The 20,185-nt window shown below is 56.0% G+C and carries 19 protein-coding genes; 10 read left to right on the top strand and 9 right to left on the bottom strand.

Annotated elements, in window-relative coordinates; all coding sequences use genetic code 11:
* The first annotated feature begins 234 nt into the window (after positions 1-234).
* The 3 genes from EU557_RS11815 (at position 235) to EU557_RS11805 (ending at position 3,447) form a co-directional block, all read left to right on the top strand.
* Positions 235-1,473, top strand: a complete 1,239-nt coding sequence (locus EU557_RS11815; protein WP_135530662.1) for a bifunctional 3,4-dihydroxy-2-butanone-4-phosphate synthase/GTP cyclohydrolase II — start codon at positions 235-237, stop codon at positions 1,471-1,473.
* A 241-nt stretch (positions 1,474-1,714) separates the two neighbouring features.
* The gene (locus EU557_RS11810) at positions 1,715-2,527 is read left to right on the top strand and encodes a hypothetical protein (RefSeq protein WP_135530661.1); all 813 of its coding nucleotides are present in this window, start codon (positions 1,715-1,717) and stop codon (positions 2,525-2,527) included.
* A gap of 83 nt (positions 2,528-2,610) precedes the next feature.
* Positions 2,611-3,447, top strand: a complete 837-nt coding sequence (locus EU557_RS11805) for a hypothetical protein (protein ID WP_135530660.1) — start codon at positions 2,611-2,613, stop codon at positions 3,445-3,447.
* 190 nt (positions 3,448-3,637) lie between these two features.
* On the opposite strand, the gene EU557_RS11800 is transcribed toward EU557_RS11805, so the two are convergent.
* From EU557_RS11800 to EU557_RS11790, 3 genes are all read right to left on the bottom strand, one after another.
* Positions 3,638-5,416 (bottom strand): M14 family zinc carboxypeptidase, encoded by a 1,779-nt coding sequence (locus EU557_RS11800; RefSeq protein ID WP_135530659.1) that lies wholly within the window; start codon positions 5,414-5,416, stop codon positions 3,638-3,640.
* Between the two features lie 160 nt (positions 5,417-5,576).
* Positions 5,577-6,011, bottom strand: a complete 435-nt coding sequence (locus EU557_RS11795) for a DoxX family protein (RefSeq protein WP_135530658.1) — start codon at positions 6,009-6,011, stop codon at positions 5,577-5,579.
* Positions 6,012-6,127: 116 nt separating this feature from the next.
* On the bottom strand, positions 6,128-6,841 hold the full coding sequence (locus EU557_RS11790; RefSeq protein WP_210116028.1) for a hypothetical protein: 714 nt from the start codon (positions 6,839-6,841) through the stop codon (positions 6,128-6,130).
* Between the two features lie 133 nt (positions 6,842-6,974).
* On the opposite strand from EU557_RS11790, the gene surE reads away from it, so the two are divergent.
* Complete coding sequence (surE, locus tag EU557_RS11785; RefSeq protein ID WP_135530656.1) at positions 6,975-7,844, top strand: 5'/3'-nucleotidase SurE; 870 nt, start codon at positions 6,975-6,977, stop codon at positions 7,842-7,844.
* A 136-nt stretch (positions 7,845-7,980) separates the two neighbouring features.
* On the opposite strand, the gene EU557_RS11780 is transcribed toward surE, so the two are convergent.
* From EU557_RS11780 to EU557_RS11770, 3 genes are all read right to left on the bottom strand, one after another.
* The gene (locus tag EU557_RS11780) at positions 7,981-8,184 is read right to left on the bottom strand and encodes a hypothetical protein (protein ID WP_135530655.1); all 204 of its coding nucleotides are present in this window, start codon (positions 8,182-8,184) and stop codon (positions 7,981-7,983) included.
* 73 nt (positions 8,185-8,257) lie between these two features.
* Complete coding sequence (locus EU557_RS11775; protein WP_135530654.1) at positions 8,258-9,580, bottom strand: sensor histidine kinase; 1,323 nt, start codon at positions 9,578-9,580, stop codon at positions 8,258-8,260.
* Positions 9,581-9,700: 120 nt separating this feature from the next.
* Positions 9,701-10,387, bottom strand: coding sequence for a response regulator transcription factor (locus EU557_RS11770; protein ID WP_135530653.1), 687 nt, complete (start codon positions 10,385-10,387; stop codon positions 9,701-9,703).
* A 183-nt stretch (positions 10,388-10,570) separates the two neighbouring features.
* Here EU557_RS11770 and EU557_RS11765 point away from each other — a divergent pair, with 183 nt between their 5' ends.
* Entirely contained in the window at positions 10,571-11,311 is a 741-nt protein-coding gene (locus EU557_RS11765) for a TIGR04283 family arsenosugar biosynthesis glycosyltransferase (protein ID WP_135530652.1), read from the top strand.
* 21 nt (positions 11,312-11,332) lie between these two features.
* On the opposite strand, the gene EU557_RS11760 is transcribed toward EU557_RS11765, so the two are convergent.
* Positions 11,333-12,895 carry an ABC transporter permease/substrate-binding protein gene (locus EU557_RS11760; protein WP_135530651.1) on the bottom strand — a complete coding sequence of 521 codons (1,563 nt, stop codon included), beginning with the start codon at positions 12,893-12,895 and terminating at the stop codon, positions 11,333-11,335.
* Entirely contained in the window at positions 12,892-13,935 is a 1,044-nt protein-coding gene (locus EU557_RS11755) for an ABC transporter ATP-binding protein (protein ID WP_135530650.1), read from the bottom strand. The genes EU557_RS11760 and EU557_RS11755 overlap by 4 nt, the downstream gene beginning before the upstream one ends.
* Before the next feature lie 187 nt (positions 13,936-14,122).
* On the opposite strand from EU557_RS11755, the gene EU557_RS11750 reads away from it, so the two are divergent.
* The 5 genes from EU557_RS11750 to EU557_RS11730 all read left to right on the top strand — a co-directional run bounded on the left by EU557_RS11750 (position 14,123) and on the right by EU557_RS11730 (position 19,384).
* Positions 14,123-15,121, top strand: coding sequence for a DUF1028 domain-containing protein (locus EU557_RS11750; RefSeq protein ID WP_135530649.1), 999 nt, complete (start codon positions 14,123-14,125; stop codon positions 15,119-15,121).
* An 89-nt stretch (positions 15,122-15,210) separates the two neighbouring features.
* A complete protein-coding gene (locus EU557_RS11745) occupies positions 15,211-15,765 on the top strand; it encodes a histidine phosphatase family protein (protein WP_135530648.1) in 555 nt (184 codons plus the stop codon).
* A 30-nt stretch (positions 15,766-15,795) separates the two neighbouring features.
* Positions 15,796-17,175 carry a hypothetical protein gene (locus EU557_RS11740; RefSeq protein WP_135530647.1) on the top strand — a complete coding sequence of 460 codons (1,380 nt, stop codon included), beginning with the start codon at positions 15,796-15,798 and terminating at the stop codon, positions 17,173-17,175.
* Positions 17,176-17,287: 112 nt separating this feature from the next.
* A complete protein-coding gene (locus EU557_RS11735; protein ID WP_135530646.1) occupies positions 17,288-18,688 on the top strand; it encodes a M20/M25/M40 family metallo-hydrolase in 1,401 nt (466 codons plus the stop codon).
* Positions 18,689-18,850: 162 nt separating this feature from the next.
* Entirely contained in the window at positions 18,851-19,384 is a 534-nt protein-coding gene (locus EU557_RS11730) for a 2'-5' RNA ligase family protein (RefSeq protein ID WP_135530645.1), read from the top strand.
* Between the two features lie 73 nt (positions 19,385-19,457).
* On the opposite strand, the gene EU557_RS11725 is transcribed toward EU557_RS11730, so the two are convergent.
* Positions 19,458-19,691, bottom strand: a complete 234-nt coding sequence (locus EU557_RS11725) for a hypothetical protein (protein ID WP_135436693.1) — start codon at positions 19,689-19,691, stop codon at positions 19,458-19,460.
* Between the last annotated feature and the right edge of the window lie 494 nt (positions 19,692-20,185).

The raw sequence follows: 20,185 nt of genomic DNA, 5'->3' as shown, positions 1-20,185 counted from the left end.
CCTGAGTTTGCAAAAGAGCTTGGCACATAGGAACGACTGGCCTAGAGCCTGAATCGCACGCTATGCATGCTCCCACCTTTACCCCATCACTTACTTCACTCATTCACTCCCATCACTCATTCACCGTTTGTGTAACTTCGCGGCGCCGTTGGTGGTTGTTCCTCCAGCTTCGCGGCCGTATGCTTTTATCCGGCGCTCAGCGAAATTATTTCACTCCTAGTTAATCAGCGAATCATGCTTGATTCCATCGAAGACGCCATTGCCGACATCCGCGCCGGAAAGGTGGTAGTGGTAGTAGACGACGAAGACCGCGAAAACGAAGGCGACTTTATTTGCGCCGCCCGCTGCGCCACTCCCGAAGTCATCAATTTTATGGCCACCCATGGGCGTGGCCTCGTGTGCGCTCCTCTCATTGAGCAGCGCTGCGAAGAGCTGGGCCTGGAGCTAATGGTAGGCCGCAATACGGCCCTCCATGCCACGCCCTTTACCGTGAGCATCGACTTGCTGAAGAACGGCGTAACCACCGGTATCTCCGCCTCCGACCGTAGCAAGACCATCCTGGCCCTCATCGACCCCGAAACTAAGCCCGAAGAGCTTGGTAAGCCCGGCCACATCTTCCCGTTGAAAGCCCGCAAAGAAGGCGTTCTGCGCCGGGCAGGCCACACTGAGGCGGCCATTGATCTGGCTCGCCTCGCAGGGTTTGAGCCTGCCGGTGTACTGGTTGAAATTCTGCGCGAAGACGGCGAAATGGCTCGCCTACCTGAGCTGCGCGAGGTTGCCACCAAGTGGAACCTCAAGTTGATTTCGGTGCAGGACCTGATCAAGTACCGCCTGAAGCAGGAAAGCTTGATTACCCGCGAAATCTCTGTGAAGCTGCCCACCGAGTTCGGCGACTTCGACCTGATTGCCTACACCCAAACGACCACTAACGCCCAACATCTGGCCTTGGTGAAAGGTGACATTTCAGGCCCCGAGCCTGTATTGGTGCGGGTGCACAGCTCCTGCGTAACCGGCGACATCTTCGGCTCCTGCCGCTGCGACTGTGGCCCTCAGCTGCACCGTGCCATGCAGCAGATTGAGCGCGAAGGTCGAGGAGTGATTGTGTACATGAACCAGGAAGGCCGTGGCATAGGCTTACTGAACAAGCTCCGTGCCTACAAGCTCCAGGAGCAAGGCCGCGATACCGTGGAGGCCAACGTAGAACTCGGCTTCGGCATTGATGAGCGCGACTATGGCGTGGGGGCCCAAATCCTGCGCGATCTTGGCATCTCGAAGATGCGTCTGCTCTCTAACAACCCTCGCAAGCGCACCGGCCTCATTGGCTACGGCCTCGAAATCGTGGATTCCGTTGCCATCGAAGTGGAGCCTAACGAGCATAATGAGCGCTACCTCACCACCAAACGTGATAAGCTAGGCCACACCATCCTGCACAAAGACCGCACCCCGCACCCCGATACAGAGGCAGCAGTATAGCAGCAAGTTGATATTCTAAGTTTAGTACTAAGCACCCCAATCCGGATAAATGTCGGGTTGGGGTGCTTTTTTACGTGTTGCTAGCCCAAATCAATGCATATAGCAGGAGTATGGGTTGATTAGCTTGGAATTTTTACATTTGCTTGTTGGTCAAATGTATGATCTGTTAAATTATACTTATTTAAGTGGCTGATGTAATTAATTTATTGCTGATTAATCACTGGCTTTACTAAAAAGCCGTTTGAAACGACTTTACAAATTAGCTCAATTTACTGGGATAGTACTTTCTCTGACTCAAAGCCCATCCGTACTTGCGCAAACGTCTGGCCGCACCTCGCCATGGCAGACGTATGGCAGAATTGAGAAAGCAGGGGTGCAGTTCTCTTACGCTGCAGTAACACTAAATGATGGAAACAGGGTGTATGGTCCGGTGGTGCTACATAGCTCCGCCGATGTACTGATTTTGTCCTCAACAAACCGTACGGTGCCTGCAGTACAAGTTCATAGCTTCGAGGTAAGGGGGCAGCTTGACCACGTTTCTGGTCTGCGCAAGTGCTATGATTTTACGCTGATGCGACAAGGGTATTATCCAGGTAACCCAAGCTTTTCCGTTACACCAGAACACCGTCGTTTCGATGAATTCAATGGTAACTTAAAGCGAGTATATGGTACCTACTATTGGAATCGGGGTAACGAGTACGACAATTACCTCGTGCCAGGATTTTTTGAGGTTCTGAGCAACGGTCCCGTTGTGCTACTCTACCGCACGTCCTTGGGAATGGTACAGAACATGTCATCATCAACATGGTCGGGACGCGCAACTCCCAATACAATGGCGGAGAGCGGTGCGTTTTACCTTGGGCTAGCAGATGGGAGAGCTGTTGCCTTGCGAAACCCCTACAGCGATATATTGAATATGTACCAGGCCCAGGCTGCGCAGCTTGCAACCTTTGTAAAAGAAAACCGGCTGAGCTGCTATGAAGGCTACGAACTGGCCTATCTGATCAACTATGCCAACTCATTAGCGCAAGCAGCATTCCATCCGCAAAAGTAAACTAGATACATACTACTTGCAGGGTAAATTCATGGAACAAGCCAAGGCACTATGCCGTTGCAAAAGTGTATATTTCTTTGGTTATGAAAGCGCCCTACTCTTTCCCGCCCACCCATCTGCTGTGTTCCTGGCTGCGTTTTTTACCAGCGCTTCTGCTGCTGTCCATCTCTGCCTACGCCCAGCGTGGGGGTGGGCAGGGCTTCACTCAGCAATTCACTCAGGCCACGGTATTGCTCAGCACCGGCGACACCATTGCCGGTCCGCTGGCCCTGCACCGCTCCGAGGATATACTGACCATGACCATGGCCGACAACACGGTGCGCACACTGCCCGCCGTGAACGTGCAGAGTTTTGCCGTACAGGGGGAGCGGTATGACCGGCAGCGGGAGCAGTACTATTACGATGACTTCTTTGCCATGCGGCAGGGGTACTACTATGGTAACCCTTACTTCAACTCCCTGCCCGTGCCCAAGCGCCGGGAGCGGCCCGATACAGCGCTGGTTCGGGTGTTTCGGGTGTACCGCTGGAACCGTGACAACGATTATAGCGACTTCCGGACCCCTGGATTCTTCGAGCAACTTAGCAGCGGACCCACAATTCTCCTGCGCCGGGAAGGGCTAGTGCAGCGTCCGGTGAACTACGGTTCGCCTTATGGCTACGGGTATGGCACGCCATATGGTATGGGGCGGCCCATGGGGTATTACACTGAGGTGAAGGATAGCTTCTTCCTGGGCCTGCCCGACGGTAACGTGTTAGCCCTGCGCAACCCAAAGAAAGACCTGCTTTCCTTCTTTCATGGCCATTCGCGCCAAATAGATCAGTATGCCAAGACCAATAAGCTAAGCTTTACTGATCCGCGTGAACTGGCCTACATCGTAAACTACGCCAATTCCTTGAGCGGTGATAAGGTGAAGCAGTAAGTAATAGATAAGATGATGGAGGAAAGAGGAGTCATTGCAAGGGAGTGAGGCATAAGCTTTCCATATCGTTAGGATAAATAAAAAGACCTTACCGCCAACTGGCAGTAAGGCCTTTTTATTTAAATGGTTTGGCGCATTATGGAGAAGAAGAGCCTGCTACTTGTGACTTGTACAGTACTGCCAGAGGCCACTACTCTCGTTTAAGCCTCACTACTTCTACTGGGAGCTTACCGCCGGTCCAGCGGACGATGGGGTAGCGCTGGTGGGTTTTCTCGTAGTTAGGTGACTGCCGATATACCCAATCAAGTTGGGCGGCTCCGCTAGCTGCGAAGGCCGGGTTTTGCTGCTTTAGTTTCTCCAGCCGTTCCCGGAGGGCCGGGTCGCGGCGAAGTAAGTCGGCAGCCACGTCTTCAAACACGTAGTCGGAGAAGTACTCTTTCTGCTGCAGAATGCTGTCGAAGAAGCCCCAGGCGAAGAAGGAGTCAGTGGCCTGGGGCTCCAGGGTTTCAACGAGGTAGCGGGCAGCCGGTTGGTTGAGCCACGCCACGTAGTCGCCGCGGTGGAAGGTGAGGGGCTGCTGCTCTGGGCGCAACTCTACCTGGGAGTGCAGGTAGTGCCCTTCATACGGTTTCTGCCCGGTTTTGTAGTCCTGAATGTAGTAGACCTCTGTGGTAATAGTTGTGTCGCGGGTGAGGCGCTGGAGCTGAGTACCTGCCCGTTGCAGATGATCTACCACCTCACCCCAGGCTTGCGGAATCAGGTAAGCCGCCGGCCGCTCTACGGTTACGGTGGGCCGGAAGGTGTTGTAGTAGTTTATCTGGCGGGAGTAGGGGGCGGTGCGGTCATAGTAGAGCCGGGGCTTGCCGCTTATGTCGCTGGGTTTCAGGCGGCCTTCGTAACCCAGAAAGGTCACTTTCTCTACGGCAGTAGTATCTAGTTTCCAGGCCAGCGGAAATGTGGTTTGGCTGGCCAGCTGGCGGTTGGCTTCGGCGCGCGCCTGGCCTAGTGCTTCCTTATCGTGGGCTACGGCCCTGATCATCAGATCTAGGAAGTCGTACTGGGCTTTTACGCGGGGCGTGTAGGCCTTCAGCATGTGGGTTTCGGTGATGAACCCAATGGTATTAAACAGTGCCGTGTAGCCGCTGGAGTAGCGGGGTGTTTCCAGAAAGCCTACTAAACCCCGGGCATCGGGCGTACGGCCCTCAAAGTCTACATACGGCGTCATGGGCTCCTGGCGTTGGCTCATGCCCTGGTATAGTTGCGGAAGCAGGCTGCCATTCAAATACTTGCTCAGGGCCGGATGTAGCTTGTTTTGCTGCGTGGCAATGAGCGTCATTACGTACTGATAGTCGGCCCCGTCGGAGGTGTGGGTGTCCACGAACACATCGGGCTGCCAGCGCGTGAGCAGCTCGGCGAAGCTGCGGGCATTCCGCGAATCCTGCTTCACATAGTCGCGGTTCAGATCGAGGTTGCGGGCGTTGCCGCGAAAGCCGTACGACTCGGGGCCGTTCTGGTTAGCGCGGGTAGTGCTATTGCGATTAAGAGAGCCATCTACATTGTAGATCGGGATGATAACCAGCGTGATGTCCTGCAGCTGTTGGCGCAACTCGGGCTTCTGCACGTAGTCGCGGGCCAGCATCATGGCCGCATCAATACCCTCCGGCTCGCCCGGGTGTATGCCGTTCTGGATGAGAATTACCCGTCGGTTTTTGCTGCGGGTCTTTACGGGGTCGAAGGTTTTATCCAGCGATACAATGACCTCGTGCAAAGGCTGTCCGCTATCGGTAGAACCAGCTACTTGCAGCTTTATTTCCGGGTAAGCTTTATCTAGCCGCTGATAGTAAGCAATGCACTCGGCGTAAGTAGTAGTGGTGTTGCCGTTGCCTTTCTCAAAGGGCGTGCGCCAATCGGTAGTAGGCTTGGGTGTAGGAGAGGTGAGCAGGAGGGCAGAGAGTAGGATGGGCAGCATAGAAAGGAGCGTCAGCAAAAACGCTCGAAACTAGGATTAAAAAGCCAGTTTCATTAACCCGACACTATGCATAGCTTTTTGCGAAGCTTGCACCGATCATAAAAAACGCCGTAGGCCTCTTAGACCTACAGCGTTCTGTCAGACTAGTTTTACGAGTGCGTTAGTAGAGGCGCCGCGGGGGCGGAAACAGCAGTTGATCAAGACTGTAGCGGCCGGGACCCGAGAAGAGGAGGCCTAGAAACAAAAAGGCCGCCTCCAGAGCATGCGAATACACCTGAAAATCATCGCCACTTCTTACGTGCTGTATGGTGGCCATAATCATGGTGCCCAGCAATAGCGCGCAGGCCAGGCGAAAGAACAAGCCAATAGCTAGTAACTGGCCACCAACTGCTTCGGCAATGGCCGCAATCAGCCCCCAAACCGTGGGCGCAAAACTAATCCCGACGATTTTCATGGTGCCGCCAATCTTTTCCCAAACCTCGGGCCCGCCAACTAGCTTTGGATAGCCATGTATGGTGAACATAATCCCGATTCCTACGCGCAGAATAAGCAGGCCTAGGTCGTGAGTTTTGTAGCGGTTTTCAAACAGGGCCATAGGCAAGAGGCGAGGGGAAAGCCGGGCGCTTGGTTTAGCGAAGCACGTTGCTGAGGGAGCGTTGCGTTGCCAAAGTACAAGTTTTATGGCGGAATGCAACCGACCTACCGTTTAGCTTACTGGTAAAGTAATACCCCTGTGATGCGCGCTGCCGGCGGAATGTCAGAAGAATTCATTTCATCGGGATGTTTTGCGGGTAATGACTTGGGGTCAATGACCCACGCCATCTGCACTTGCCCCGACACTGCCGCAAACCCAGCGGGGGTAGGGCGTACTTTCGTGAGGCCCAAATTCTGACGAGCCGCGCCGAAAGGTGAGCCCACGCCGATACCTTCGGCCGTGCGATACTGCGGGTCGTAAATTCGGATGCGGCGCAAACGAAAGCCCCCCGTTGAGTCGCCGATGAAGTGCAACACGGTAGCGGGGGCGTTGGGCTGCTGGGCATCCAGCATTTCGTAGGCCGGTAGTTCCTGGCCTTTATCCACGTAAGTGGTGCGACGCAGTTGCTGAGCAGGTACTACCTTTTTCAGCTTGGCTTCCGTCATGCCCAAGCGCAAGCGGCCCGCCCGGCCTGGACTAATCAGGTGCAGAGAGTCAGGGGTGAGGGCACCGCTCAGGGGCGGGTTGGCACTGGCCGTTTGAGCTACAGAAGAGGAGCCCGGTGAGGTAGCCGGCGACCCATCAGCGGGTACAAAGGGTGGCTCGGCGGTGCCAGTGGCCGCCCCCGCCGAACTGCCGGGCTGTTCGTTGCAACTCGCTAAAACAACGGCTAGGCCTAGCGCCGGCAACAGGTGAAGCGCAGAAAAGAAACGATTGAGCATGTTGTGCATACGAGCACTAGAGCCCCGTTGTTAATATAGATTAGGCCGTTAGGTGCGCCTTAACGTAGCACAACTATAACCACCCCATACAAGTGGCCTACGTACCTTTGAACTCCTTCCATTTCAAACCAACACATTGCCCGTGACTGCAAACACCCGCAAGCCCCTGATTCTGATATCCAACGACGATGGCATTACGGCCCCCGGCATTGCTACGCTGGTGCGCGTCATGAGTCGAATTGGGGAAGTGGTAGTGGTGGCGCCCAATTCTCCCCAGTCGGGGATGGGACACGCCATTACTATCGGCCACCCATTGCGCCTCGATGCGAGCACCATCTTTGAAGGCATAGAGGCCTACGAGTGCAGCGGTACTCCCGCCGACTGCGTGAAGCTGGCCAAGCATTTTGTGCTGCGCGACCGTACTCCCGATTTGGTAGTGTCAGGCATTAACCATGGTTCCAACTCCTCGGTAAACGTGCTGTATTCGGGCACCATGTCGGCGGCCATTGAGGCGGCTATTGAAGGCTTGCCAGCCATTGGCTTCTCGCTCTGCGAGTATGGCCACGATGCCGACTTCTCTCACACAGAAACCTGGATTGAGCACCTCACCCGGCAGGCGTTAGAGCACGGGATTCCGCAGGGTACGGCCCTGAACATCAACATCCCTAAAAACTCCGAAACGCCTATTGTAGGGGCCCGCGTGTGCCGCCAGGCCCGGGCTAAGTGGCAGGAAGACTTCGATCTACGTCATGACCCGCACCGCCGCCCGTACTACTGGCTGATTGGGGAGTTTGTGAACCTCGACAAAGGCACTGATACCGATGAGTGGGCCTTGGCTAATAACTACATCTCTATTGTACCCTGCCAGTTTGATCTGACGGCCCTGCACGCAGTAGGTGAGATGAACTCCCGCTGGGACTTATCTACCGCGAAGCCGTCTAATGCGCAACCAGCTCCTAGGGTAGGTAGTGCTACCCCTGACCCCGGCGAAACGGCCGAAGGACTGGGCTAGGCCACTCTCCTAAGCCCATTATACAAACAGCCGCACTGGTGTAGCGGCTGCGAAATCCACGCCCTGGTACAAGGCCAGTTGTGCAGTTCTCGCAGCCGCTACACCCGTACGGCTGTTCCGTTTTGGGTGTTGATTTTTACTTCTTGGTTGCGCCATGGTGATGGCCGGCGTACATGCCGGGCACGGTAGTTACGTGCTTAATAGGCGCAATATCATGCGCCGATTTACGAATGACAGGGATAGTGGCCGTGTAGATATGTGCAGGCGGCGGCCGCCGCAAGAGCAGCGCCAGCGCAATACCTACTGCCAGTAGCAAGACCGCCAGAAGCAGCTTTTTCATGGGGAAGGTGGGGGCAAGAGCAATAAAGCTAAAAGCTACACCCACCAAGGTGAAGGATGCGTGAAACCGCCCTCTAGTGAAACCGCAAACTGAACGTAGTGCCCTTCCCCACTTCGGAGGCTACCGTGAGCTGGGCCTTGTGAAACTCGGCAATGGTTTTGGCGATGGGCAGGCCTAGGCCGTAACCTTCTGGCGCCGAAGCTCCCTTCTGAAACCGGCGGAAGCGGTCGAAGAGGTGGGGCAGGTTTTCGGGAGCAATGCCGGGGCCCGTATCGGTAACTGACAGGGTATAGCCACCCTCGGGGTGCGGGCGGCCCAGTACCGTAATGCTACCACCCCAGTTGTTGTACTTAATGGCGTTGCTGATTAGGTTAAACAGCAGCGTGAACAGTAGCGTCCGGTTGGCCCGCAGTAGCACGTAGTCGGGCTGGAGGTCTTCTAGTAAATGAATTTCACGCTGAGCCAGCCGGTCTTCCAGCTCATTCGTCACCTCGGCTAGTACCGTGGCAATCGATACGGTTTCGTCCCGCAGGTACTGTTCATTTTCGATATTGGCAATGAGCAGCAGCGTCTTTACGGTATTGCGTAGGCGGTAGAGGGTTTTCTGCGAATCCACAATCTTGAGGGAGTGCGCGTGACCCAGCTCGGGGTCTTGCAGCATGTTCTCAAACCTCGACTGCAGAATGCTAACCGGCGTGAGCAGCTCATGCGACACGTTCGACATGAACTCGCGCTCCTTCTCAAACGCCGACTGAATCTTGCGCATCATCTCGTTCAGGCTCTCATCCAGCCGCTGAAAATCGGCGGTGTCCGTATCGAGCGGCGTGTAGGAAAAGGCCGACGGATGATGTACGCCGCGCAGCTTCCGCACAATCAGCTGGCGCAGGGGACGCAGCAAGTAATGGGCAAAGGCGGCGTCGGTAAAAATGGTAATCAAGGCGCCAATCACCAGTACCCATAGGGCCATGTGGCGTAAGGTATCCGTGAGGAGTTCCACGGTGGCCAGCGAAGAGCCAATTTCCAGGCGGTATTCCTTCTGATCGATATTGAAATTGTAGCTCAGAATCCGGAAGTCCTCAATTTCATTATCAACCTGCCGGGGCTCATCAAAAATGCGCGGCTTACCCGTGGGCTCCGAGGCGGCGGGCAGGGGAGTGAGGGTGATATACTCCTGCTTCAGAATGTTGTAGTCGGCGTAGGCCTCTCCCTTCACAAAGGCCGAAATACCGTTGCGCCGGATAAGCTGCATCACCTCCGCCTGCTTCTCGTGGAGGCGCTGGTCGGTGTGGCCTACTGCGACCCGGCTCACCACCGGCGGAATTACTACGGCCCCCAGTAACACCAGCAACAGCTTTGAGAGGGCATTAAACAGGGCCAGCTTAGCCTCTAAGCGCATGTGGTGAAACGGTGAAAGCGGGAATTACTAAAAACAGGTTGATTAACCAGGGCTCGTTATGGTTCATAGGCCGCAAAGAGCAGGCTTCTACGCCACCCTTGGCTGCATAGGCTGACAAATTTAGTTAGCCTCAGTTACCCGATAACCGATACCGCGCACGGTTTCCAGAAAATCGGTGGGCGCAAACTGGCTGAGCTTCTTGCGAATGTTCTTGATGTGCACATCAATGTAGTTCGAGTCGGAGTCGTCTTCCAGCACATTGCCCCATAGGTGCTCACCAAGTTGCAGGCGCGTAAGCACACGGTTTTTGTGGAGCAGCAGATAATGCAGCAAGTCAAACTCTTTTTTGGTGAGCGATACATCTTGCCCATCAAAGCGTAGGGTGCGGCCGGTGGCGTCGAGCTGGAAACCTCCTCCGAACAGCATTTCCTGCCGCTTCAGGCCAAACTTACGCCGCATGATGGCCTGCATCCGGCTCTGTAGCTCCAGCAAGGAAAACGGTTTGGGTAGGTAATCATCGGCACCCAGGTCCAGCCCTTTGATTCGGTCGTCGAGGTCACCGCGGGCCGTGAGGATAATGAAGGAGGCCTCTTGCCGGTCGTTCTGCCTGGCTTCGCGAAGCAGCTCCAAGCCATCGCCGTCGGGCAGGCCCAGGTCTAGCAGCACAAAGTCGTAACTATTCACAAAGACCTTCTCCGACGCCTCCGCGTAGGTGTACGCCGAATCGACGAGGTACTGAGACTGCAGCAAAAACTGCTGCACCTCCTGGTGCAGGCTTTTTTCGTCTTCAACAATAAGAACGTGCATGGGCGCTAGAGAAGTAGTTGATGGTGCAACTTACGCACCGCAGGGGTGAAGAGCACATGAAAATCTAGGCAAAACTCCGCGAAATAGACGATCCACTGAATCTGCTCTACTGTTAACGCGAGGTTCAACTGTATCCTGCCCCTGAAAACTACGTTACCCTCAACAGAACCTTCCTTTCAGCCTTTGAGCCACGCCCTTTACCCATCTTCTGCTGCGGCGCCGGCCTCTGTTAGTATCATCATCCCTACCTATAACGAGGCAGTTGGCATCACAAAGCTGCTAGGCCACCTGCAGGCCGCCGCAGGCCCCGATGCTAGCTTGGAGATACTAGTGGCCGATGCGGGCAGCCCCGATGGTACGGCCCACCTGGCTCGGTTGGCAGGTGCCCGCGTAATTGAATGCACCCGTAAGGGCAGGGCCGCGCAGCTCAATGCTGGCGCTGCCGCCGCCACGGGCAGTATCCTTTACTTTCTACACGCAGATACCTACCCACCGCTAGACTTCCTCGCGCTTATCCGGAGAGCCGTAGCGGCAGGGGTGAGCAGCGGCTGCTTCCGGCTTCGCTTTGATGATGCGCACTGGTTTCTGCGGGCCAACGCCTGGGTGACGCGGTTTGATATCGACCTGATCCGGTTCGGCGACCAAAGTCTATTCGTGAAAAGCACAAGCTTCAAGCAAGCAGGTGGCTTCCGGGAGGACCTGTTACTGATGGAAGACCAGGAGATTATTGGGCGCTTGCGCAAGGAGGGACAGTTCCTGGTGCTGCCCCACGCCGTAGAAACCTCAGCCCGTAAGTACCATGAAAACGGCGTTTTCCGTCTACAGGGCATCTTTACCCTTATTGCCACCTTGCACTGGCTGGGGGTTTCGCAGGCCCGACTAGTGAGCCTCTACCGCCGCTTTATTCGGCAGGGGAAAGTGTAGGAGTGTCCGCAGCAAGCCTCGTTACTTGCGCAAGAAGGCACTGAGCTCCGAAACCGAGGCAATGCCCAGCTGCTCGGCTTGCTGGCGGCGCATTAGCAGAGCATAGGTATTGTTGAAGCCCAGCGGCGCCTGCCACTCCAGCCCGTAGCGCCGCTTAAACTCCTGGTGCACGTAGGCTAGCACCGCCGCCGGCTTTCCGCCCAGGGAGTCGATAACAGCTGCCTTTGGCTGCAGCAGCACCAGCAGGCCCGTGCCGGTGTACTCGGGGTACAGGTCAATTGAGCCCGTGCGCAAAGCCTCGAAGCAAATATTGGTGCCTCCTAGGCCAGTCTTGGACTCCACCGCAAGCCCTGTATAGCCCCGGATCAGCGCCTCGTACAGTTCGGCCAGGATATACTGCTCCGCGAAGATTTTGGAGCCCAGCCGGATAATGCCACCTTGCACCGGTAGTGGGTCGTGCCACAGGCCGCGCTGACGCAGGAAGGCATGTGCCACAGCCCGAGGCGTTTCGTGCAGATAATCGACACGGTAATTGAGCTCCGTCATCATGGAATCGGAAATCTGACCTTCTAGCTTGGCCAAAACTGGCGCCAGCTCCGGGTGCTGCGCCAGCGTCTCGGCCCGCACCACCGGCGCCGCCTGGTAGGGCGGAAATGCTTGCTGGTCGTCGCGCAGCACCCGCAGGTCGTAGGCCCTGATGCGGCCATCAGTAGAGTACCCATCGATGACGTCAACATCGCCGTGGTGGGCCGCTTCATACACCAGCGCGGGGGCCAGCACCACGGAAGCCGTGCGTAGGCCGTACTTCTGCTGCAGCCCCGGCAGGCCATCGGCGCGGCCCACAAACTCGGGGCTGAAACCGGCCAGCAGGCGGCTGGTAGCGCGGGGCAGCAGGTAGAGCCCCGCCAGAATGGGCAATAGAATCAGCAACGACTGGCCTACGCGTACCAAGCGCCGCACCGGCAGGCGCTGCAGCAAGGCCAGCGCGGCATCGAAAGCCAGCGCCAAAGCCGCCGCCGGAATGGCTCCGGCCAGGATCATGGCCGGGTTGTTCAGGGCGATGCCACCAAAAATAAACTCACCCAGGCCACCCGCCGCAATGTACGCTGCCAATGTAGCCACGCCCACATTGATAACTGCCGCCGTCCGGATGCCTGCAAACAGCACGGGCAGCGCCAGCGGCAGCTCCACCCGGCGCAGCACCTGGCTATCGGTCAGGCCCAGTCCCCGGGCCGCATCTACCACGGCCGCATCTACGCCCTGAATACCCGTGACGGTGTTGCGCACAATGGGCAGGAGGGCGTACAGAAACAAGGCAAAAATGGCGGGCCCCGGACCAATGCCCAGGGCCGGAATCAGGAACCCTAGCAGGGCAATACTCGGGATAGTTTGCAGAATGCTGGCCCCGCCCAGCACCCAGGGGGCGAGCCTCGGGCGCCGCGTCACGAGCAGGCCAAGCGGCACTCCGATGAGCACGCCAAGCAAGAGGGAAGCTGCCGTCAGACCGATGTGCTGCAGCGTTTGCTGGCCTAGCTTATCTGCCTGAGCGTGCCAGAAGGCGAGGAGTTCAGTGAACGTATTCATGGGGTCTGTACCTGTTGGAGCGCCCGACCAAAAGCCGCCATCAGTTGAGGCAGCGACAGAGAAGTAAGGGCCCGATCAGCATTACTGTTGTCAGCTTCCACCCATACTACCGCCTCCTCTCCAGGGCCTTCATGCTTAGCGGAAAGAGTACTTAATAGCTCAATAGACTGTTGAATGGTTACAGTAGGTGGCAGTATGTTATATTCTGATTTATAGTGGGTTGTGATAGGCATATTGCTCTCTGTGGGGGTGTATGCCAATACGTCAGTCAGCCGCAAGGTGCGGAGCTGTAAGGATAGCTTTTCGGCTTCGAAGAAGCTGCGCACAAAGTTATTCGCGGGCCGGAACAGTAACTCCCGCGGGGTACCTAATTGCTGCACCTGTCCGGCATTCAGGAGCATGATGCGGTCAGCCAACTCGAAGGCTTCGGTTACGTCGTGGGTAACTAGTACCACGGTCTTTCGGCGGAGCTCCTCCAGCTCCCGAAACTCCCGCCGGATGCTGGCGCGGGTTATCGGGTCGAGGGCGCCGAAGGGCTCATCGAGTAAGATGATGGGTGGGTTGGCGGCTAGTGCCCGAGCCAGCCCTACGCGTTGCTGCTGCCCGCCGGAGAGTTGGTGAGGGTACTGCCCACCGTAGCGCTCGGGCGGCAGGTGTAGCCGCCGCAGGAGCTCCTCGGTGCGGGCCGCCACTTGTGACGCCTCCTGGCCTAGCAGGCGGGGTACCACGCCCACATTTTCGGCTACGGTGTAGTGGGGCAACAGGCCTACTTGCTGAATCACGTATCCAATGCCGCGCCGTAGGTCGGCAACCGGCTGGGTCCGCACGTCCTGGCCATGAATAGCCACGTACCCCGCATCGGGCTCCACCAAACGGTTGAGCATGCGCAGCAGAGTGGTTTTGCCGCAGCCGCTCGGCCCTAATAGTACCAAGGTTTCGCCGGCAGGTAGCTCAAAGGAAACGTTCTGTACTACCGTGTGGGAGCCGTAACGCTTGCTGAGCTGGTGCGCCTGAATGGCAAGAGAAGAAGAGGAAGTCACGCGGAGAGAAAGTTAACGAGCAGCGTAAGGTAGAGGGGAATACCGACATAGCACGTGGCGAGCTTGAGGTGCTGGGCTGCTTCTAGGCCACCGTTACGTGGCAGTGCGCGGGTTAAAGGGGGCATGTGTAGCTGAGGCGCCGTGTAGTATCTTGCCCACCCACAACCCATCTTCCCGCACTAGTAACATGAAAAAGTTTCTCCTCGGCCTGCTGCCCGCTCTGTGGCTGGGCCTGGCACGGCCGGCCGCCGCTCAGGTGTACACCTCCACCGATCCTTTGGCCCATACCTACTCCATTGTAGCCCGCGACCCCCAAACCGGCGACTTGGCCGTGGCCGTGCAAAGTCACTGGTTTTCAGTGGGCACCTCAGTGAGCTGGGCCGAAGCCGGAGTAGGCGCGGTAGCTACGCAGTCGTTCACCAACAAGTCCTTCGGTCCGCGCGGACTGGCGTTGTTGAAAAGCGGCAAGTCGGCCCAGGAAGCCCTTGATGAGCTACTGCGCACCGACGAAGGCCGCGACGTGCGCCAAGTAGCCATTATCGACAACCAGGGCCGTGTAGCTACTCACACCGGAGCTAAGTGCATTGATATGGCAGGCCACCGCCAGGGCAGTCAGTTTTCGGTGCAGGCGAACATGATGCTCAATAACACGGTGCCTGCCGCCATGCAGAAGGCGTACGAGCAAAACGCGAAGCTGCGCTTCGCTGAGCGAGTAGTATCGGCCCTGCAAGCTGCCCAAGCTGCCGGCGGCGACATTCGGGGCCGGCAGTCGGCCGCGCTGCTGGTGGTGCGCGCCAAAGCCACCGATGCCCCCTGGACCGACCGCCTCATTGACCTGCGCGTGGATGATGCCGCCGAACCGCTGCGGGAGCTGAGCCGCCTGCTGAGCTTGCACCGGGCGTATGAACATATGAATGCCGGCGACCTGGCCGTGGAAAAGAACGATGTGCCCGGCGCCATCCGAGAGTACGAAGCCGCCGAAAAGCTTTTCCCCCAGAATCTGGAAATGAAGTACTGGCACGCCATCAGTCTGGCTAACAAGCAGCAGGTACCAGCCGCTTTAAAAATGCTGGCCCCTATTTTCAAGCAAGACCCTAACTGGCGCACCCTTACTGAGCGCCTCCCTAAAGTTGGCTTGCTAACCGTTTCAGATGCCGAGCTGAAGCAAATCCTGGCTTTGAAATAAGTAATTGCCTGAGGTAATCTAACGTAGGGCTAGGCCACTTTCCAGAGCACCTGTTTCTCTATTAGCTTATTACTGACTCTACTTGGTAGATGAAAAATTTCCTGAACCCGCTGTGTTGGTTAGTGCTGTTAGTAACTCTGTTGAGCAGCTGCGGCAGCTCTATGCACTTGGGCACCGCGGCCGGACCCACCACGGTGTACATCGTGCGCCATGCCGAGAAAGACCCTACGCCCGGCCTAGCTGACCCCGCCCTAACCGAGGTAGGGCAAAAGCGGGCCCAGGCTCTGCGTGAGGAGTTGGTGAAAGCACCCCGACCCGTTGCCATGGTGTTCAGCACGAATACCATCCGTACCCGCACAACGGCGGTGCCATTAGCAACGCAGCTGCAGATTCCCGTGGAGGTCTACGACGCCCGGCAGCTGCCCAAGTTAGCCTCTCGCATCCGGCGCGAGTACCCTGGAAAAGCCGTGCTGGTGGTAGGCCACTCCAATACTATTTTAGAAACCGCCGAAGCCCTGGGGGCAAAGCGCCCGGTGCCTGCCGTTGGGGATAATGATTATAACTACTTGCTGGAGGTAACCGTGCCGCGAGATTCTACCAAAGCCTCCACGGCCGTAGCCCGCCGTTATGGTGCCGGTAAGTAGCGCAACAGCTATTTGTAATTGCTAAGTAGAATGTATTACAGAAAATTAACGCTGGTTGGAGCGTTTAGTTTGGCTTTGTTGGGAGCGAGCTGTCACCGTGAGGCTAAACCTGAAACAGATCCGCAACCTGCTAAAACCCCGGGCTCTCAGCTGTTACTGGGAAGCGTTACGGGTGCTTATCCAAAAACCGCTTTATTATTAACGGCTGGCCGCACTGAAAGCGACCCACTATGGGCCGTTAGCTCCTCTCGGGCTGAACGCCTGGCCTACAGTAATGAAAACAATACGGGTGTTTTCATTGCGCAACTAGATACGGCAGGAGCGGTAAATTGGGCTCGCAATTACCAAATCGGAGCAGTTTCTGACGGCATCCAGTTTGCCCGCCGTCCTGGTCAGGGCGGGTTACTTGTGGGGGCCAAGCCGCTGTTTGGTGGGGTGCTCATTGCCCGGCTGAATGAGCAAGGCATGGTAGAATGGGCTCAGGAAATGACCTACATGCCGTATCAATTAAGCTCACGTGCCATTTCACCGCCCATTGCTACCTCCGATGGCGGATTCCTGATTCCCGTAGCTGCTAGTTTCACCGGCTATGATCAGGAGTTTCGCTTGCTGAAAATTTCGGCTACTGGCACTATCCAGTGGAGCTGGCAGTATAATCTGTCTTCCATTTGTTCTTCGCCGGTAGTGGCGGAATTGCCTAAGGGAGGCTATGCCGTACTTACCGGCGACTATCAACGCCAAAGTGCATATTCCCTTTTTAAGCTGAATGAGCAGGGAGAAGTAACGTGGGCCCGTCGTATTACGGGGGCAGCCGCCCGTTTCCCGTACCCGCCCAACATTTTTCTGCACGCCCTGCCTGATGGTTCGTTACGGATGTGGTGGCCAGAGGAGCGTGGAATCATGCAGGCCCAGGTAACCTCCGATGGCGCTAGCATTAGCTCTCGCGTAGTCCAAATTAAGGCTGCTCTGGCTACCATACTTCCACGTGATGAGGGGACTGATGTAGCGGTTTTTCAGTTTTCAACCCCCGGGACGTCACAAGCTGAACGGGTACTCTACCATCTCGATGCTCAAGGTAATGCCATCCGTGTTCAGCGAATAGGCTCGTTCCCTAATGGGGTGAGCGACTATGGGCTTGCCCTGACGCGCGATGCGCGGGGCCGGTTATATGGTCTGGGTAACGTGGCCGCTTCTCAAAGCACGGTATCTAACATGGGTTGGTTTAAAGCAAGCCTCACCGACGACCGGCTGTGCCAGGAGCCAAGTATGCCATTGCCAATAACAATACCCGGCGACCTGCCCATTGCCCCACTGCCCGTTGATAATGTAGCTCCACTTACCCCGTACAGTACCTATATAACTGTCAACACAACGGTGGTTACTACCGCACCTTCGCGTGGCTGTTTGTAAGCAAGGGGCCTAGAAGTGTCAAGCGCTATTCTAGGCCATCTGCCTGCAACCTGCACGGCTTTTTCGCTTCTATTGCGCACTTTTGTTCGCGTACCTCTTCCTGTTCCTTTCTATGCGTATTCCTTCTCTTTGCCGCACTTTATTGCTAGCGGCTGTGCTGCCGGCTGCTCCGTTGGTGGCTTCGGCGCAGTCTGCGCGCATCAACACCATTGATTCGCTCAACATCCGCAAAATCTATGATGAGGCCTTGGCCCACGGACAGAGCTACAACAATCTGCGCGAGCTGACGGGCACCATTGGAGGGCGCCTGAGCGGCTCGCCGGAGGCAGAAAAAGCAGTGCAGTGGGGCAAAACCACCATGGAAAAAATGGGCCTCGACCGGGTATACCTGCAGGAGGTGATGGTGCCCCACTGGGTGCGAGGGGCCAAGGAAAAAGCGCAGGTGCGCGGCACCAAAGGCAAAGGTATTGCGCTGAATGTGTGTGCGCTGGGTGGCTCGGTGGGTACCAACGGCAAGCTCAAAGCTCAGGTGGTGGAGGTGAAGAGTATGCAGGAACTGGCTGCCCTGCCCGCCGACCAAGTGAAAGGCAAGTTCGTGTTTTTCAACCGTCCCATGAATCCGCTCTATGTTGAAACGGGTCGGGCGTACGGAGAAGCTGGCGACCAGCGTCGGAGCGGTGCCGCTGAGGCGGCTAAGCGGGGTGCGGTAGGTGCCCTCGTCCGCAGCCTTTCTCTGGCCCACGACGACTTTCCGCATACCGGCACCATGCGCTACGAAGATGGTGTAACCCAGGTGCCTGCCGCTGCTCTCAGCACCAACGGCGCCGATGAGCTCAGCCAACTACTGAAAGCCGATAAAAGCCTGACTGTGGAGCTGGAAATGAGCTGCCAGACCTTACCCGAAGTGAAAAGTTATAATGTGGTGGGGGAGATCAAGGGCTCTAAATACCCCGATGAAATCATCACCGTAGGTGGTCACCTCGATTCCTGGGACCTAGCTCAAGGTGCCCACGACGATGGCACTGGCTGCGTGCAGAGCATGGAAGTATTACGCCTGTTGAAAGCGAGTGGCCTACGCCCTGAGCGGACCGTGCGTGCCGTGCTCTTTATGAACGAAGAGAATGGTACCCGTGGTGGCAACAAGTATGCTGAGCTGGCTAAGAGCGCTGGCGAAAAGCATTTGGCCGCAATGGAGTCGGATGGCGGCGGGTTCACACCCCGTGGCTTCAACATTGAGGCTGAGCCCGCTACCGTGCGTAAAGTGCAGCAGTGGCAGCCGTTGTTCGTGCCCTATGGCAGCGGTGAGTTTGCGCCTGGCCATGCCGGTACCGACATTGGCCCCCTGAAGGGCCAAGCCAAAGCCCTGATTGGTTACGAGTGCGACTCGCAGCGCTACTTCGATATTCACCACACCGCCGCCGATACCTTTGATAAGATAAACCGGCGCGAGTTGGAGCTGGGTGGAGCTAGCATGGCCGCGTTAATTTATCTTATGAGCAAATACGGCCTCTAGGCCAATAGCACTGCTAAAAGTGCCGTAAAGAGCTGCGGCCGCCCACAAGCCTACTCCCTTGGCAAGTGGCGCGGTTGCAGCTCTTTGCATTTCACCACGTATCATTCCGGCCTCTAGAGGCGTAAGGGCAAGCAAGGCGAGCTGATTAGCGCCCAGTGGAATATGAACTTGTATTTGGTAGCCGTGTTACCCCCCGAGCCAGTGCTAGGCCAGGTGTGGGCCCTGAAACAAGAGGTGCATGTGCGCACTGGCAGCCGCAATGCGGTGCGGCTGCCTCCGCATATCACCCTTATTCCACCTACCCGCCAGCCTAATGAGTTTGAAGCAGAAGCAGCAGCTGCCCTAGAGGAGTTTGCCCGTAGCCGTTCAGCCATCACGGTTGGGCTCCGTAATTTTTCCTGGTTCGGGAAGCGGACCTTGTTTGTGCAGGTAGTAAACGCGGAGCCTTTACTGGAGCTGCATGCGGCTCTGCAAGCGTGGTGCGCGCATCGGCTCCCCACTATTCAACCCGAAAACCGGCCATTTACCCCGCATATGACTCTTGCTACCCGCGACTTACCTCCCTCGGAAGTACCCAAGCTGCAGCAGGAATTTAATCAGCGCGAATACGCGGCAACTTTTGAGATAAAGGCGCTACAATTATTCCGGCACAGTGGACAACAGTGGGAGAAAATAGGTGAGTTTACACTTAATTAAATCTGGTTGAAACAAAAAAAGGCTCGAAAAGCAAGTAGCTTTTCGGGCCTTTTTGTCAAATCTACTTAATTAATTAAGCAGGAGTTTCGCTTTTTCTTGGGCGGCCGGGGCGCTTGCCAGTAGCAGATACGGCGCGGGGCTTACGCTCTTTGCGCTCGGGCTTAAAGCCGGGCTCTAGCATAGTATTAACTTCTGCAATCAGCTCAGCCACCTTCGACATATTCTTGCGAATCTGGCTGATTACGAATTCATTTTCTTCTGCATTTGCCAGAATCTGCTGTAGCTTATTGAGGTCGGGGGCGGCCATGTCTTAGTGTAGTTAGTGTAAATGATTTTCAAAGGTGTAATAAAAACGTATGCAAGGCAACTAATGTTTGTAATAGGCTGAATAAATAATTTTTATAATCAGAATAGGCTAACATGTATGCTTTACGAAGTGCAGAACGGCTATTACGTCCGGTATCATCATGTAGAGCAAATATTGCTACTTACTAATGGCACAGTGAGAAATAAGATTTACAAGAATTTAAAATTGTGCTAATGCACGTTGAGTTACATAGTTATTTTATTTAAGATTCTGTTTTACAGGCACTTGTTAATAATATTAAGCGGTTTCGTCAGCAGCCAAGGGTGGGCCACCGAGGAGCTTTGCTAGCAATACATTGTGCTGTGTAAATTATAGAGTCATCTAACAGTAATAAGCCGACAACGGCACACATCATATAGTCGAAAAAACGTTTAGTGTAGGAGCATTAGACGTACGCAACATCTATTGGAATTGGTAAGAGCTTATCTGAGTGG

This window comes from Hymenobacter wooponensis (assembly GCF_004745865.1).
In the GTDB taxonomy this organism is placed as follows: Bacteria; Bacteroidota; Bacteroidia; order Cytophagales; family Hymenobacteraceae; genus Hymenobacter; species Hymenobacter wooponensis.
Note: the sequence above shows the minus strand (reverse complement) of the source record. Positions and strands in the feature narration are given on the sequence as shown.

What these genes read in the sequence shown, in the direction of transcription:
- EU557_RS11770 (WP_135530653.1), bottom strand. Translation starts at nt 10,387, where the DNA reads ATGCACGTTCTTATTGTTGAAGACGAAAAAAGCCTGCACCAGGAGGTG.
- EU557_RS11790 (WP_210116028.1), bottom strand. Translation starts at nt 6,841, where the DNA reads ATGCACAACATGCTCAATCGTTTCTTTTCTGCGCTTCACCTGTTGCCG.
- EU557_RS11775 (WP_135530654.1), bottom strand. Translation starts at nt 9,580, where the DNA reads ATGCGCTTAGAGGCTAAGCTGGCCCTGTTTAATGCCCTCTCAAAGCTG.
- EU557_RS11750 (WP_135530649.1), top strand. Translation starts at nt 14,123, where the DNA reads ATGAAAAAGTTTCTCCTCGGCCTGCTGCCCGCTCTGTGGCTGGGCCTG.
- EU557_RS11805 (WP_135530660.1), top strand. Translation starts at nt 2,611, where the DNA reads ATGAAAGCGCCCTACTCTTTCCCGCCCACCCATCTGCTGTGTTCCTGG.
- EU557_RS11725 (WP_135436693.1), bottom strand. Translation starts at nt 19,691, where the DNA reads ATGGCCGCCCCCGACCTCAATAAGCTACAGCAGATTCTGGCAAATGCA.
- EU557_RS11740 (WP_135530647.1), top strand. Translation starts at nt 15,796, where the DNA reads ATGTATTACAGAAAATTAACGCTGGTTGGAGCGTTTAGTTTGGCTTTG.
- EU557_RS11730 (WP_135530645.1), top strand. Translation starts at nt 18,851, where the DNA reads ATGAACTTGTATTTGGTAGCCGTGTTACCCCCCGAGCCAGTGCTAGGC.
- EU557_RS11795 (WP_135530658.1), bottom strand. Translation starts at nt 6,011, where the DNA reads ATGGCCCTGTTTGAAAACCGCTACAAAACTCACGACCTAGGCCTGCTT.
- EU557_RS11760 (WP_135530651.1), bottom strand. Translation starts at nt 12,895, where the DNA reads ATGAATACGTTCACTGAACTCCTCGCCTTCTGGCACGCTCAGGCAGAT.
- EU557_RS11800 (WP_135530659.1), bottom strand. Translation starts at nt 5,416, where the DNA reads ATGCTGCCCATCCTACTCTCTGCCCTCCTGCTCACCTCTCCTACACCC.
- EU557_RS11815 (WP_135530662.1), top strand. Translation starts at nt 235, where the DNA reads ATGCTTGATTCCATCGAAGACGCCATTGCCGACATCCGCGCCGGAAAG.
- EU557_RS11780 (WP_135530655.1), bottom strand. Translation starts at nt 8,184, where the DNA reads ATGAAAAAGCTGCTTCTGGCGGTCTTGCTACTGGCAGTAGGTATTGCG.
- EU557_RS11745 (WP_135530648.1), top strand. Translation starts at nt 15,211, where the DNA reads ATGAAAAATTTCCTGAACCCGCTGTGTTGGTTAGTGCTGTTAGTAACT.
- EU557_RS11735 (WP_135530646.1), top strand. Translation starts at nt 17,288, where the DNA reads ATGCGTATTCCTTCTCTTTGCCGCACTTTATTGCTAGCGGCTGTGCTG.